A 15193-nucleotide genomic window follows, 5' to 3' on the forward strand; every position below is an offset into this window, starting at 1 on the left:
TAAGAATTTTACGGGAGGCATTATGGAACAGCAAGGGATTTGGGCAATAAGTATTTTTCTGCTTACATACGGGCTGATTATTTCGGAGAAGGTTCACCGCACGATTGTGGCGATGCTGGGAGCCTTGATTATGGTTGGGGTAGGCATTGTCTCGCAGGAAACAGCGCTGGAGCATATTGATTTCAATACGCTTGGCCTGCTGGTAGGAATGATGATGATGGTGGGGATTACCGCGGAGACCGGCTTGTTTAGTTATGTGGCGGTAAAGGCAGCCAAGGTGGCCAAGGGTGAGCCTAGGCGAATATTAGTGGCACTGGTCGTAGTGACTGCACTGGCCTCGGCGTTTCTTGATAATGTGACCACGGTTCTGCTCATGGTGCCGATTACCTTCAGCATTACGAGACAGCTGCGGATTAATCCAATACCGTTTCTGTTATCACAAATCGTTGCCTCGAACGTTGGCGGTACAGCGACGCTGATTGGGGATCCCCCGAATATTATGATTGGCAGCGCCGTAAAGGAACTGACATTCATGGCGTTTATCAGCAACCTCACTCCGGTGATCCTGATTATCATTCTGGCATATTTGCCGCTGTTCCTGCTCATGTTCGGCAAGCAGCTCAAGACCTCACCCGAGCTGCAACAGAGGGTCATGGAGATGGATGAACAGGCGATGCTTAAGGACCGCAAGCTGCTGCGCAAGTGTCTGTGGGTGCTGGGACTGACGATTCTTGGGTTCTTCCTGCATCAGTCGATACATCTGGAGTCGGCAACAGTGGCGCTGGCTGGAGCTTTTGTACTGCTTCTCCTGGCTGGGGGAGAAAAGATGCTGCTTAAAGCCTTTAAGAGTGTGGAATGGATTACGATATTTTTCTTTATCGGTCTGTTTGTGCTCGTGTCCGGCCTGGTGGAGACGGGTGTGATCGCACAACTGGCAGGCAAAGCGATGGAGCTTACCGGCGGGAATCTGGTGGCCAGTTCAATGCTGATCTTATGGCTGAGCGCGCTGGCCTCGGCTTTTCTGGACAACATTCCTTTTGTGGCAACGATGATTCCTCTGATTCAGGAGATGGGAACGTTGGGTATCCATAACCTGGAGCCTTTATGGTGGAGTCTTGCACTCGGGGCATGTCTGGGAGGGAACGGGACGCTGATTGGCGCAAGTGCGAATCTAATTGTAGCAGGCCTTGCGGCAAAAGAGGGACATCCGATCACCTTCATGCGATATTTGAAATTCGGCTTTCCTTTGATGCTGCTGTCGATTGTAATCTCAAGCGTGTATATCTATCTGAGGTATCTGGTCTAACCTTTGCCATTTGATTAGTATTCCAACTGATCTGGTTAATTTTACTGTATACGCAGAAGCTGGATAATATTATACTTAAGAGAACTGGCCATTTCTTTCAGCAGGCGGAGTTCTCCCCACACTAACAAACACATACACAAAAAATAATGCTGGGGGAAATTGAATGAGCACTACGGAACTTACTAGCCAACTATCCAGTTATACAGGAAGACTGCTTCGGGAGCGTTTCGGGAAAGGACCCGAGTCTATCCATGCATCTATTGGGAAGCAATGCATAGCCCTGCATATACGTAATTTTATCGGGCCTGTGGAGCGGTTTCTGCTGAACAAGGAAGAGGAACAGGCTTTCCGGTACACACGTGAACTTTTAATGAAATCGCTGCTTCCGGAGCTTTCAGCGTACCTGAAGGACATGATGGCTATTGAGGTCGGCGAGCTTTTTTACGATTGGGGGATACATAACGCTTCAGGAATGATCGTTGCGCTCATCAAGCAGGATGGAGCAGAAATTGACGATTATGCTGGACGGGATGAGGTTCATGCCCAAATTAACGAGGTAAGCAGAAAGGTGCAGAAGGAGCCGGTATATACTGATTCCTGGTGGCTGGGCCCCCGCACCCTGATTATTAAGCGTGAAGGTATTCTGATTCCTTTGGAGAAGGAATTAATTGGCCTTGGTTATGAGAACACACTCAAAACAACCAAACGCAAGATGGAAAAACGATACTTGGAGGATACCACCACGATTGCGCCGATGCTCGGCAAAGAGCTTGCCGACATTTATGTGGATTGGGATTTCGACAAAGATACCAGCGTAATAGCCTATACTTTTCTATAATCACCATCATATGAGGCGGAAATGAGTCGGACATGCGAATGAGCCGAACATGAGCCGGAGAAAGGGGAATGATCCCCTTTCTTCGGCTTTTTATTTTTTCTGCTGTCTCATAGGGAGAGTTACGCTGGGTATTTAGGGGGACATGCTGGTGGATCGTAAGCAGACAGTGCTGTACGTGGAAGATAATCATCTCAATATGGCTTTAATGCATCATATCTTCAAAAAAAATCTGCCCTCCGTACTTCTGCTGAAAGCTGAGACGGCAGCGCTGGGTCTGCAGATCGCCCGGCGGACACTGCCGGATCTGATTATTTTGGATATTGGCCTGCCCGACCTGAATGGATATGAAGCGATGGAACGGCTGCAAAATGATGAATTAACACGTCCGATACCGGTGCTGGCGATCAGCGCCTTTGCCCAGAGATCTGATATCGAACGGGCTCAAAATGCAGGATTTTCCGGTTATATGACCAAGCCGTTTCAGGTAAAAGCCCTTACAGAGGCTGTGGAGAAGCTTTTAGCCGGAATTGACTGATGCTACAGACATTTCAGGGGAGAAGGAACGGGTCAGCGATAGTGGAGAACTGGGGAGGACTCTGCCCTGAAGACCGGTTTTGTTCAGTTGACCAAGCTAGATTACCATTTGACATTCACCCGATAATGCAAGATATTAATACTGAAGATTTTAACTAAAATTCTTGCGTTTGATACTCCACAAACGGGCGGTGAAATTACATGTCAAAACAACATGCAGAAGCATATTCCCACTTTGGATATGCATGCAGAACGGGAGTGGTTGGAGTAGCTTTCCTTTCCATGGACGAGCATTGGACCAGCGTAAATCCGGTGGTAACCTCACTGCTTGGGTTTACGGAGGAACAGCTCCTGGGACAGCATTTCAGAGAGCTTCTATACGGGGATTCACTAGGGAAATATATTAAGATGGCAGGTGCTCTAGACGCTGGAGAGACACCTTTTTTGGAGTGTGAAATTAATTTGTCCGCCGCCTCCGGACCGCCGGTGCCGGTGCTGCTCCATATGACACTTGTGAGCGATCCCTCGACGGGAAAAAAGCTGTATTATCTGCTGCATCTGGCGGAGCTGGCTGCTGAAGAAGAAAGTGATGAGCTGGGTTCTCATACAGACATGCTGTATAAACAGATTGTGGCCAATATTTCCGATGTGGTCTATTATGCAACACCGGACAGTATTTGCAGGTACTGCTCACCTTCGGTAAGTGAGGTGCTCGGCTACGATCCCGAACAGCTGGTGGGCCGGGATCTCCGCGGGCTGATCCATCCTGATGATCTTGAGGGGCTTGATTTTCCTGAAACTCAAGATTTTCAGAGGGTGCAGATCCGGATTCAACATGCCGACGGCCGCTATTTGTGGATTGAGTTCACCCTTCGCCTGATTGAAGAGGGATCCCGGCACAGCGTACTCGCTGTCGGACGGGATGTGACGGAACGCAGGATTGTGGAACAGAAGCTGCAGGAATCCGTCGAAAGATATACATCCCTTAAAAAGTATAACCATGATGCGATTATTTCCCTTGACCTTGAGGGTAGAATTATTAACGGGAATGAGAAAGCCTGCCAGCTTACTGGCTACAGCATTCCGGAGCTGGTTGGTATGAATGTGGGCCGGATTATCGGCGAAGACCATCTGGAGGAAGTGATTACCTATCCCCAAAAAGACGGCTCTGCTGAGGTGAATATCGGCCATATTTGGCATCGGGAGGGGCATTCTGTAGAGGTGCTGACGACCATTGCCCCGATTATTATTAATAACATCACAGTAGGATTCTATATTATCGTTAAGGATATTACCGAACAGAAGAAGCTGCTGATTGCCAAAGAGTCTGCCGAAAAAACAAACCGCGCCAAAAGCGAGTTTCTGGCGATGATGAGCCATGAGATTCGTACGCCCATGAACGGTGTTATCGGGATGACGGACCTGCTGCTGGATATGTGTGAACCGGGTTCACAGCAAAGAGAGTACTTGGATATCATCCGTCAAAGCGGCGATACCTTGCTAGCAATCATCAATGATGTGCTGGACTTCTCCAAAATCGAGGCAGGCAAAACCGTCCTGCATGAAGAGCCGTTTATGCTGATGACCTGTGTAGATTCTGTGCTAGAGCTGCTGCAGCATAAAGCAGACAAGAAAGGCCTGAAGATTGACATGGACATCGGTCCGGATGTACCGCACCATCTGATTGGTGACGGTGACAGGCTGAAGCAGATCCTGCTTAATTTGGTGGGGAATGCCGTGAAGTTTACTTACAGCGGAGGGATAAAGGTAAGGCTAAGGACAGCAGCAAGAGCCGAGGGAAAGGTGACGCTGGAATTCACAGTGGCCGATACCGGTATTGGGATTCCCGAGCGTTCGCGCAGCCGGCTGTTCGAGCCCTTCTATCAGCTTGATCATTTCATGAACCGGCGCCATGAGGGGACAGGATTGGGACTAGCCATTACCAAGCAGCTTGTGGAACTGATGGGCGGCACAATCGCTCTGGATACTTCAGTGGAGTCAGGATCATCCTTTGTGTTCACAGTCGTGCTGCATGAAGAAACAGGCAGGCAGTCTGGTACAGAGACTGGCAAAGAAGGGACTGAACCGCTTTCGGGCGGACATCCCTTGCGGATTCTCGTGGCTGAGGACAACGAGATCAATCAGATCGTATTGCGTAAAATTCTGGAGAAACGCGGTTATTCCGTCGATGTTGCGGGAGACGGGCTGCAGGTCATGCAGATGGTTCACGGGAAAAGCTACGATCTTATATTTATGGATGTGCAAATGCCGCGCATGAACGGTCTGGAAGCCACACAGGCGATCAAAGAAATGCTGCCGCCGGAGAAGCAGCCGGTGATCATTGCCGTTACTGCCAATGCGCTCAAGGGAGACCGCGAGTTATGCCTGGCTGCCGGAATGGATGAATATATCAGTAAGCCGCTGAGAAGTGAGACCGTGAGCGCAATGTTAGGCAAGTTTTTCTGAAGATGGGCTGCGGAACCGTATATAAATCATTGTACTGCATTAAAGCTGAGATGCGGTGAATGGATATCTTGCATGTGTTATCTATTTTGTTTAAGATAGCAGAAACTGGTACAAATGTAGTGCCAGCCATAATGAAATGATGATGACGAAGAGAGTAAGCGCGAGAAACGGATCTTAACAGGGAAGGTGTGCCGGAGACTGAGAGCACCCTCAAGAGACGATTTGCGCCGAAGTTCACTTCCGAGTTGGCCCCTGAAGTACACTGCTGCAGCAGGTATGTGTAGGACGGCCCGCGCTCCGCGTTACCGGGTATAAGACAGAGTTGATTCCAGCCGGGCTTGAAGGTGTTTTTTGCCGAAGCTTCAGAATGGATTAATTTCTAAATTAGGGTGGTACCACGGCTCCTCGTCCCTTGCGACGGGGGGCCTTTTTGCGTTCATATTTTAAATTCAACTGACAAGAAGGAGTGGAAGGTAATGAGCAACGTGGAACTTAATGGGCTGAGAGCCCGCCTGGATGAGATCAATGGACAACTGCTGGAGTTAATCTCCGAGCGGGCCCAGGTTGTGCAGGAAATTGGAGCGGTAAAAGAAAAACAGGGTGTGCCAAAGTTCGATCCCGAACGGGAAAAACAGATGCTGGAGAAGCTGGTAGCAAGCAACAAGGGTCCTTTCACAAGCGGAACGATCCGCACCCTCTTCAAGCAGATTTTCTCCGCATCGCTTGATCTGCAAAGTACGGAGCATAAGAAGTCCCTGCTGGTAGCCCGGAAAAACCACGCGGAGGATACCGTTATCGTTCTGCCGGGAAATGTTACGGTCGGCGGATTATCGTCGTTGATGGTGGCAGGTCCATGCTCCGTGGAGAGTGAGCTGCAGACCCGTACCGTTGCTGCCGCTTTGCAGAAGGCTGGTGTAAAGGTTATGCGCGGCGGAGCCTTCAAACCCCGTACCTCCCCTTATGATTTCCAGGGTCTTGGAATGGATGGCCTGAGAATTCTGCGGGAAGCAGCTACGGAGTACGGTCTTCTCACCATTAGTGAAATTGTAGACCCCCGCCATATTGAAGAGGCCCTTGATTATGTGGATGTGATTCAGGTTGGCGCACGGAATATGCATAACTTCGAACTGCTCAAAGCAGTAGGCGAAGTGAATAAGCCAGTGCTGCTGAAGCGCGGACTATCGGCTACGCTGGATGAATTCATCCATGCGGCGGAATATATTATGTCCCGGGGCAATATGGAAATTATGCTGATTGAACGCGGTATCCGCACCTATGAGAAAGCGACCCGCAATACGCTTGATATCTCGGCCGTGCCGATTCTCAAGCAGGAATGCCATTTGCCGGTGCTGGTCGATGTGACCCATTCAACCGGACGCAAGGATATTCTGATCCCTTGTGCCAAGGCTGCTCTCGCCGCTGGAGCCGACGGCATTATGGTAGAAGTTCATCCTGATCCGGCTACTGCGTTGTCCGATGCCGCGCAGCAGCTGAACATTGAGGAGTTCAATACGTTCTTCAATGAAGTAAAAGCTTCCGGGTTGTACCGTTAAAACCGCTGAATCTGTCATACTCAAATTTGAATATATAGAATTTGGACGGATAGTGCAGTTAAGACGAGGATAACGCAATAAACAACGCTTACAAGAGCAAATTGAACTTTTGTGAAGGTTATGGATGGTCAGGTACAATAAGTAGCATTGGAGCTGCACCGGACCCGGCTTATACAGAAAGTGCCTCATCCCATAACAGTCACAGGAGGAACAAAAGATTTGAAGCAGCTTAGTTTGAAGAACGTGTGGTTTTTGAACACGAGGAACGATATTTTGTCCGGGATGACGGTGGCTATTGCCCTGATCCCGGAAGCGATTGCCTTTTCTATACTTGCGGGAGTCAGTCCCATGGTAGGCCTGTACGCTTCGTTTTGCATTGCGGTGGTTACGGCATTTGCGGGTGGAAGGCCAGGTATGATTTCGGCAGCTACGGGGGCCATGGCTCTTTTGGTCGGTAGCCTGGTGTTGAACCATGGTATAGAGTACTTGTTTGCAGCTACCGTACTGGCCGGAATCATTCAAATCCTCATGGGGATGCTGAAGCTTGGGAGATTTATTACCTTTTTGCCGCAGCCGGTGATGACCGGTTTTGTGAATGCGCTGGCGATTCTGATTTTTATGGCGCAGTTGACGCATTTCAGCGGACAAGGGTGGGTAATGTATGCCCTGGTGGCACTTACGCTGCTTATTATCTATACGGTTCCCCGTTTCACTAAGGCGGTGCCTTCGGCACTAGTGGCGATTATAGTGGTGTCCGTGCTCAGCATTGTTCTGGATCTGGATGTGAGAACCGTAGGTGATATGGGAGAGATCACGTCGGCTTTGCCAGTATTCCACCTGCCGGTGCTTCCGTTTACCCTGGATACACTGCTGATTATTTTACCTTATTCGCTGTCGCTTGCCGTAGTAGGACTGCTGGAATCATTGATGACCGCGACCCTGATTGACGATATTACCGGCACCGGGAGCGATAAGAACCGTGAAGCAAAGGGTCAGGGTCTGGCGAACATAGTCACCGGCTTCTTTGGGGGCATGGCTGGCTGCGCGATGATCGGCCAATCTATGGTGAATATGAAATCGGGCGGCCGCAGCCGGCTGTCGACCCTTGTGTCCGGAATTTTTCTGCTGTTCCTGATTCTGGTTCTGGGCGATGTGGTGAAGCAGATTCCCATGGGAGCTCTGGTTGGGGTGATGTTCATGGTATCCATCAGTACCTTTGAATGGAAATCACTAACTTCATTGACGAAGGTTCCGTTAAGCGATGCTCTGGTTATGCTCGTCACCGTGGTTACGGTGGTTGTCACCGATAATCTCTCGATTGGTGTATTGTTCGGTGTCCTGCTCAGTGCCCTTACCTTTGCCTGGAAAATCGCCTCCATCCGTATGACTATTCATACAGCGGCGGTCTCTACCCGGTATACGGTGCATGGTCAGCTGTTCTTCGGCACAACAAGCCAATTCATCCATCATTTCATGGTGGACAGCGATCCGGAGCAGATCATTATTGATTTCACCCATTCGCATGTATGGGATCAGTCCGCAGTAGATGCAATGGCCAAGATCATATCCAAGTATCAAGCTATTGGCAAGAAAGTAACCCTTACCGGTTTGAACGAACAAAGCGCGCTGCTGGTAAAACGGATCGGATTGTCACCATCTGGCGGTCATTAGTTGAATGATGTTCATTGAGAGGTTTTCTCCAATGCCAGATACCTGGCTGCGGAGAGGGCTTCTTTTTTTGTCTTTTGCCCGTATCTTCTGTATATCATCTGCATCGCGGCAGGGAACATAGCCATCCAAAGGGGATACCGGCTCGGCTGTGAAGGGTACGATTAGCAGCTACAACATGAAAATTGCCAGCGGCGAGTCGGATAGACCCGGCAGATCCGGGAGCTGACCGATCTTCAATTGGAGAAAATCAAAGAAGTGAAGTGTACAAGGCTTCAAAGGTTATCCGCGCAAACACGAATGATATGCGGGGCCATCCGCCAGGTGAAAGTGCAGGCAAGGTCTTGTTAACTATAATTAGACTAAAGGGACGCCCGCCCGCACAGCTTTCCAAAGTGCCTTACTATTGGTATGATTACAAGGAATGCGAGCGTCTACTACCGATTACCATGGAGGAATTAATAATGAGCGAAAACAAATTATCCGGGATTATTGACCATACGCTGCTGAAGGCGGATGCCCGTAAAGAAGATATCATCAAGCTGGCGGAAGAGGCCAAAACCTATACATTCGCTTCAGTTTGCGTGAATCCGGCATGGGTTGCTACTGCCTACGAGGTGTTGAAGGACACGCCTGAAGTGAAGGTCTGCACGGTTATCGGGTTCCCGCTGGGCGCTTCGACACCTGAAACCAAGGCATTTGAGACCACGAACGCGATTTCGAACGGTGCAGGGGAAGTGGATATGGTCATCAACATCGGAGCATTGAAGGATGGCGACAATGAACTGGTGAAGCGGGATATCGCTGCAGTAGTCGATGCAGCACGCGGTAAAGCACTGACCAAAGTGATTATTGAGACCTGCCTGCTTACAGATGAAGAGAAAATCCGCGCCTGCAAGCTCGCCGTAGAAGCCGGAGCTGATTTTGTGAAAACCTCGACCGGATTCTCCACAGGCGGTGCGACTAAGGAAGATATTGCATTGATGCGTGCGACTGTAGGTCCTGATATCGGTGTTAAGGCTTCCGGCGGTGTGCGCAGCGCAGAAGATGCGCTTGTTATGGTTGGAGCAGGCGCAACCCGTATCGGCACCAGCGGCGGAGTGGCTATTGCCAAAGGCGAACAGAGCCAGAGCAACTATTAATTGCAGTTAGTTTCAAAAAAAGCGGCTGCGGCGTCATTGTATCAGGGACGCTGCAGCCATTTTTTTATGAGATGAGAAATAAGCGGATTTCTCTAGGAAATGAGAAGGCGGAGAAGAGGCTATTGACGAAGATGAATTACCCTGTTATTGAAACAGATAGACTGAGGTTAAGAGTACTTACGCTGGAAGATAATGAGGCTGTATTCCAGCATTTCTCGGATGAAGAAGTAACGCGCTATATGGATATTCCGCCCTGCCGGGATATTGCCGAAGCTGATGAAATAATCCAGTTTCACATCGACGATTCGGGCTGCCGCTGGGGAATATTCGATAAGCAGCAGGAGCGAATGGCGGGAACCTGCGGATATCATTGCTGGAGAACTGGACCCTCAGGCACAGCGGAAATTGGCTACGATCTGTCCAGAGCCTTCTGGGGCAAGGGTCTGATGACGGAAGCACTTCATCCGGTGATCCAATTTGGATTTGAACAGATGGGGCTTGAGGTCATCGAAGCTACAGTTGATCCCGGAAATGACAGATCCATACGCCTGCTGATGGCGTTGGGGTTCTCTAGAGAGGCCGAGCTTGTGGACAATCTGGTATATTTCTATTTGCGGCGAAATCAATTAACCGGATGACTACTTTTGCCGCTTACGCAGCTTCATCAGAAGATGGAATTCCGAAGGAGAGCCTTAAGTTTGGCTTCGATAAATTTGAGAACGCTTACCATGGCGGGATGCTGCGGATCACAGTTTTTCTCAACTAAATAAAACACATTGGAATAATGAGATATTTTTCTTCCCAAATAACATGGTTTGTGAGAGAATAGGAACAATTCTTAGTTGTTAAGGTTTACCATCACACAGATCAAGGGAGGAAAACCCATTGTCAGAAGACCGCAAGCTGTCATTTGAAACGTTAGCCGTACATGCAGGCCAGGAGATTGATCCCACTACCTTCGCACGTGCAGTGCCGCTCTACCAGACCACTTCCTACGGATTCCGTGACGCCGAGCATGCCGCCAATTTGTTCGCGCTGAAGGAGTTCGGCAACATCTATACCCGTCTGATGAATCCGACCACCGATGTTTTCGAGCAGCGTATTGCTGCACTGGAAGGCGGGGCGGGTGCGCTTGCGACAGCTTCCGGGTCAGCGGCAATTTCTTTTTCCATCCTTAATATTGCCGGGGCCGGAGATGAGATTGTCTCTTCTGCCAGCCTGTATGGCGGTACTTATAATTTGTTCTCCACTACACTTCCGAAGCTGGGAATCAAGGTGCACTTTGTGGATTCGGATGATCCGGAGAACTTCCGCAGTGCGATTACGGACAAGACAAAGGCCCTGTACGCCGAAACCATCGGCAATCCGCAGGGAAATGTGCTGGATATCGAAGCGGTGGCGGCTATCGCCCATGAGCATGGAATCCCGCTGATTGTGGACAATACGTTCCCAAGTCCGTACTTGCTTCGTCCTATTGAATTTGGTGCAGATATTGTTGTCCATTCTGCTACCAAATTTATTGGCGGACACGGAACCTCCATCGGCGGGGTGATTGTGGACAGCGGCAAGTTTGATTGGAAGGCAAGCGGACGATTCCCCGGCCTGACCGAACCTGATCCAAGCTATCACGGACTGGTCTATGCGGAAGCTGTAGGACCGGTTGCCTATATCATCAAAGCACGCGTACAATTGCTGCGTGATTTGGGTGCAGCGATCTCGCCGTTCAACTCCTGGCTGCTGCTGCAGGGCCTCGAAACCCTTCATTTGAGAATGGAGCGTCACAGTGAGAATGCACTGAAGGTAGCCCGCTATCTGGAGCAGCATGAAGCTGTGGACTGGGTCAGCTATGTGGGACTTCCAAGCCATCCATCGTATGAGCTGGCCCGGAAGTATCTCCCCAAGGGGCAGGGCGCTATTCTCACTTTCGGAATCAAGGGCGGAGCGGCTAACGGGGTCAAACTGATCGAGAGCGTGAAGCTGTTCTCCCACTTGGCCAATGTCGGTGATTCCAAATCGCTGATTATTCATCCGGCGAGCACCACGCATCAGCAGCTTTCGGATGAGGAACAGATTGCCGCGGGGGTTACCCCGGAATTAATCCGGCTCTCCATCGGTACAGAATCCATCGACGATATTCTATATGATCTGGAGCAGGCCATCGCAGCCAGCCAACAATAAGTCAGAGTGTGTACAGGCCACTATCCAAATACGCAATCGTTCATCGATCGGTGAGCGGCGTAATGGGATAGTGGCCTTTTTCATGAAATGTAGCTGCTGCTTATCCGCTTAAATAATGCAGGATATCACTTGCGCTGTATGCCTATTCCTTAAAAAGGGATCGGCGGCAGAGTTACACTTTTCCCGGCATTGTTCCCCTAATAAATTGGTAACGCTTGCATATTTTGCTGCGGGTTCCCGTATTTATAAGATGAAGTATGCAGACGATGCCGGTGGTGGTCTGAAGCCCGAAGGAAGCCGGCAGCAATCCAAAGCTAAAAAGGTGGGTGCGGAAATGAAGGGTGAACGCGAGCAGGAGCATAACCGGAATAAGGAAGAGCGTCCGTTCAAGTATCTTGCCGGAGATCGGGCAATTGGGGTAGAAATGAGCCAATCTGCGTCTGTGGCTTCCGCAGCTGCAGAGTTTATTGCTGAAGGAGAGCGCACAAGCTTAATCGAGCCGATGCACCGTGCTTATTTCAGACGTCCGGGTGAACGTCCGGCTTTTTTGGTGCTGCGGGATGGGCGCGAGGAGCGGACGGTTCTGCGGGAAGAACCTGGAGCGTTGCCTGCGGGCCCCTGCCTGATCCGCAGCGGGGAGTGGCTGTTTGCTCCTGAGGTGAACGAACTCTACGCGGGCTGGCTGTTCAGCGAAACCGCCGAGCAGGAGGAACGGATTCTGCAGCGGATCTATTATCGGTTGCGTGCATCAGCAGCAGCACTGCTGGAGTCGGCGGACGGGGCCTGGGCCGCCGTTACGCTGCCCTTCATGCCGGAGCTGGCCGATCAGCCGGCCAGGCAGGCTGCGCTGCAGGATGCGCAGCTTGAGGCGCTTTTCGCTTCGGTCGCGGAGCGCCAGCGCCTGGGCGGCGACTGCCGCGTGGACCTGCTGGCGCCGTATCCCGCCAGCGCAGCCGAATTCGCGGCGCAGCGCGAATTCATCGAGGGCGTGGCCGAACAGACCCTCGGCCACGCTTACGCGGCGGCGTGCCGCATCGGGGCGATGATTCCGCCCGATGTGGAGCGCGCCGCCGCGGGGGAAATCGCGCGCATCGCCGATTTCCTGGTGCTGGACGGCGCGGCAGGCGAAGCCGCGCCGGAAGACGCCGCCGGAGGCTTCGCCAAGGCGGCGGAAGAGATCCTGGCCGCCGTGCAGCGCGTGAAGCCGGCGGCGGTACTGCTCGCCGCCGGTGCCCCGGCGGCGTATGCGCTGGCCGATCTGTACCGGATCGGCTTCGGCGGGATCTTTTGCAGCGCGGGCCAGCGGACAGAAGCGCTGCTGCGGGCAGCCTGCCTGACCTGGATGGCCCGGCAGGATCAGGCTAAGCCAGCCGCCGGAGGATGGCTGAGCAGCTAGTCCAGCTATGTGTTGATAACACACACTTTAACAAGGAAACCCGATCTCTTCTGCGGCTGGTGCAGGAAGAAATCGGGTCTCTTTTTATTTAGGGAATGATGATCTGCTGCTGCGAATAAAAGCTGAATCGGCCAAAGGAGGGGTTCTCTCCGAAACAACGGCAGAAATGCCGTTGTTGAAGCGCCGCAGGTGGATCTGCTCCGTAACAACGGCAGAAATACCGTTGTTGAAGCATCGCAGGTGGATCTGCTTCAGCCCAGGCCATTATCGTTGGAAACACTCCCGTTGAAATTCAGCCTTTGTCTGCAAGCTCCTGCCGCATCCTGCTTTAATCCAGCCGCACCGTAGCGCCTGCGGATATCTGGCGGGGTTGGTCCTCTGCCGTGATCCATACATCCACTGCTGACGGATTATACACGATGGCTTGGGAAGCGGAGAAGCGCAACCCCCGTACAGCAGACAGATAGTCGGCAATCTCGATATTGGTCGCATACCAGATCTCCTGACGACCGCCCATCAGGCCGGCGAACTGTTCTAATTCCTCCCAGTTGTGATTGTCGTTGAATTCATAGCTGTGCCCCCAGACATATAGGAGCTGCATCCGCGAATGTCTGGGCTTCTCCTCCAGGAATCGTTGTCCGAGCGGCAGCATATCACGGTGATGACAGGTGGGGTGCCAAGCCAGCAGATGATCCGGCAAGGTGAAGCCGCCGTGGGATTGCACAGTGCGTGCATACTCGATTCCCAGTGCAGGAAGAATGCTCAGCACCTCATCACTGTAGTCACCGAACGGATAGGACATACCTCTCACGGGATAGCCCGCAAGGGTTTCCAGATGCCCGCGGTCCTTCAGAATTTCTTCAGCAATGCCCGCCCGGGGGGTCATGGAGAGAAAGGGATGAGTGCTGGTATGTGCGGATATTTCATGACCCTTGTAAAGGGATGACACTTCTTCTCCGAGGATATAGCTTTCCTTGCCGAAAAACCCTGAATTCAAATGAAAGGTGCCCTTCAGACCCTGCCGGTTCAGTATCGCCACAAGCTGTCTGTCATAGATTCTGCCGTCATCCCAGCTCGTTGTTAGCGCTTTAGTAACACCGCCCGGAAAAAGATCAAGCTTGACTTTCATAACATTTCAACCTCCTGATTATTCAATGATTTCATTATGAACAATGCCAGAGACGGCGGCTATTAGCAAGATTCTTGTACATAGACGGCCTGCAATCACAGCCCCGCCTTATGCACCCGATATTCCGAAGGCGAGCACTGGAACACTTTTCTGAATTGCCTGGAATAATAGTTGTGATCCCGGAAGCCGCTGTCCATTGCCACCTGAGAGATGGACAGCTCTGGATTGCGCAGCAGCGTGCAGGAGTAGTCCAGCCTTTTGCGGATAACGTAATCCATAGGTGTCGTATGATAATTCCGGGTGAATACACGGAGGAACTGGCGCTTGGACATATAGGCCAGATCGGCCAGACCCTGCAGAGAAACAGGCTGCAAAAAATGCTCCTCAATATAGGTGATCGCCTCCCCGATCCGCAGTGCCTTGTTCTCGGTCCCGCCGCCATTCTGCCGGTAATACCGTGACAGCGTGCCGACGAGCGCCGTGAAATAGGTGCGGATCATCAGCCGGTAGCCGTCAATTTGCCGGTCATGCTCCTCCAGAATCCGGTCCAGCAAAAGATTCACCTCATCAAGCTGAGCAGGCTGCAGAGAGAGCATGCCTTTGAAGAACATTTCCTTGCGGAAAAAGGGCTCCAGATAAAACAGCGCCTGGAATCCCGGGAGAAGCTTAAGCTCTGGCAGCTGGAGCAGCTGGTCGGGATGGAACATGACATTGACGTATTGAATATTCTGCACATTTTTGTAGCCGTGGGAAATATCACTGTGTATAAAAAACACCTGACCCGCAGAAACGGGGTACTCCTTTCCTTCAATGATATGAATTGCGCTTCCCTCCAGAATGACCACCAGTTCCGAGAAATCATGGCAGTGCACATAATAATCATGCGTCAGCGGGCATTTTTGAATACGGAAAGTGAAGCCGGGTTCGAGTCCCAGATCCCGTGCATAGAGTTTTTTTGTCATGTCGTTATTATGCTAAAGATG

Annotated in this window: 12 protein-coding genes; 10 read left to right on the forward strand and 2 right to left on the reverse strand. The window is 51.3% G+C overall.

Annotated elements, in window-relative coordinates; genetic code table 11:
- The first annotated feature begins 22 nt into the window (after positions 1-22).
- The 10 genes from A3844_RS14415 (at position 23) to A3844_RS14465 (ending at position 13081) form a co-directional block, all read left to right on the forward strand.
- Positions 23-1306 (forward strand): ArsB/NhaD family transporter, encoded by a 1284-nt coding sequence (locus A3844_RS14415; protein ID WP_074103551.1) that lies wholly within the window; start codon positions 23-25, stop codon positions 1304-1306.
- Between the two features lie 163 nt (positions 1307-1469).
- The gene (locus A3844_RS14420; RefSeq protein WP_074085022.1) at positions 1470-2144 is read left to right on the forward strand and encodes a Na-translocating system protein MpsC family protein; all 675 of its coding nucleotides are present in this window, start codon (positions 1470-1472) and stop codon (positions 2142-2144) included.
- A 148-nt stretch (positions 2145-2292) separates the two neighbouring features.
- Complete coding sequence (locus A3844_RS14425; RefSeq protein ID WP_167374678.1) at positions 2293-2679, forward strand: response regulator; 387 nt, start codon at positions 2293-2295, stop codon at positions 2677-2679.
- Positions 2680-2879: 200 nt separating this feature from the next.
- Positions 2880-5144, forward strand: coding sequence for a PAS domain-containing hybrid sensor histidine kinase/response regulator (locus A3844_RS14435; RefSeq protein ID WP_083606849.1), 2265 nt, complete (start codon positions 2880-2882; stop codon positions 5142-5144).
- A gap of 476 nt (positions 5145-5620) precedes the next feature.
- Positions 5621-6697 (forward strand): bifunctional 3-deoxy-7-phosphoheptulonate synthase/chorismate mutase, encoded by a 1077-nt coding sequence (locus tag A3844_RS14440; protein WP_074085020.1) that lies wholly within the window; start codon positions 5621-5623, stop codon positions 6695-6697.
- Between the two features lie 219 nt (positions 6698-6916).
- Positions 6917-8368 (forward strand): SulP family inorganic anion transporter, encoded by a 1452-nt coding sequence (locus tag A3844_RS14445; protein WP_074107733.1) that lies wholly within the window; start codon positions 6917-6919, stop codon positions 8366-8368.
- A gap of 461 nt (positions 8369-8829) precedes the next feature.
- Positions 8830-9507, forward strand: a complete 678-nt coding sequence (gene deoC / locus A3844_RS14450) for a deoxyribose-phosphate aldolase (protein WP_074085018.1) — start codon at positions 8830-8832, stop codon at positions 9505-9507.
- A gap of 131 nt (positions 9508-9638) precedes the next feature.
- On the forward strand, positions 9639-10145 hold the full coding sequence (locus A3844_RS14455) for a GNAT family N-acetyltransferase (protein WP_074107734.1): 507 nt from the start codon (positions 9639-9641) through the stop codon (positions 10143-10145).
- A gap of 247 nt (positions 10146-10392) precedes the next feature.
- A complete protein-coding gene (locus A3844_RS14460; RefSeq protein ID WP_074085016.1) occupies positions 10393-11685 on the forward strand; it encodes a homocysteine synthase in 1293 nt (430 codons plus the stop codon).
- A gap of 334 nt (positions 11686-12019) precedes the next feature.
- The gene (locus tag A3844_RS14465; RefSeq protein ID WP_167374680.1) at positions 12020-13081 is read left to right on the forward strand and encodes a hypothetical protein; all 1062 of its coding nucleotides are present in this window, start codon (positions 12020-12022) and stop codon (positions 13079-13081) included.
- A gap of 328 nt (positions 13082-13409) precedes the next feature.
- Here A3844_RS14465 and A3844_RS14470 read toward each other — a convergent pair whose 3' ends face one another.
- Together A3844_RS14470 and A3844_RS14475 are read right to left on the reverse strand one after the other, a co-directional pair.
- The gene (locus A3844_RS14470; protein ID WP_074103508.1) at positions 13410-14210 is read right to left on the reverse strand and encodes a polysaccharide deacetylase family protein; all 801 of its coding nucleotides are present in this window, start codon (positions 14208-14210) and stop codon (positions 13410-13412) included.
- A 95-nt stretch (positions 14211-14305) separates the two neighbouring features.
- Positions 14306-15172, reverse strand: a complete 867-nt coding sequence (locus tag A3844_RS14475) for an AraC family transcriptional regulator (protein WP_074107736.1) — start codon at positions 15170-15172, stop codon at positions 14306-14308.
- Between the last annotated feature and the right edge of the window lie 21 nt (positions 15173-15193).

This window comes from Paenibacillus helianthi (assembly GCF_001909055.1).
GTDB lineage: Bacteria > Bacillota > Bacilli > Paenibacillales > Paenibacillaceae > Paenibacillus_AQ > Paenibacillus_AQ helianthi.

Excerpts from the sequence above, each read along its gene's own strand:
- A3844_RS14415 (WP_074103551.1), top strand. The coding sequence starts at position 23 with ATGGAACAGCAAGGGATTTGGGCAATAAGTATTTTTCTGCTTACATAC.
- A3844_RS14420 (WP_074085022.1), top strand. The coding sequence starts at position 1,470 with ATGAGCACTACGGAACTTACTAGCCAACTATCCAGTTATACAGGAAGA.
- A3844_RS14435 (WP_083606849.1), top strand. The coding sequence starts at position 2,880 with ATGTCAAAACAACATGCAGAAGCATATTCCCACTTTGGATATGCATGC.
- A3844_RS14440 (WP_074085020.1), top strand. The coding sequence starts at position 5,621 with ATGAGCAACGTGGAACTTAATGGGCTGAGAGCCCGCCTGGATGAGATC.
- deoC (WP_074085018.1), top strand. The coding sequence starts at position 8,830 with ATGAGCGAAAACAAATTATCCGGGATTATTGACCATACGCTGCTGAAG.
- A3844_RS14455 (WP_074107734.1), top strand. The coding sequence starts at position 9,639 with ATGAATTACCCTGTTATTGAAACAGATAGACTGAGGTTAAGAGTACTT.
- A3844_RS14465 (WP_167374680.1), top strand. The coding sequence starts at position 12,020 with ATGAAGGGTGAACGCGAGCAGGAGCATAACCGGAATAAGGAAGAGCGT.
- A3844_RS14470 (WP_074103508.1), bottom strand. The coding sequence starts at position 14,210 with ATGAAAGTCAAGCTTGATCTTTTTCCGGGCGGTGTTACTAAAGCGCTA.
- A3844_RS14475 (WP_074107736.1), bottom strand. The coding sequence starts at position 15,172 with ATGACAAAAAAACTCTATGCACGGGATCTGGGACTCGAACCCGGCTTC.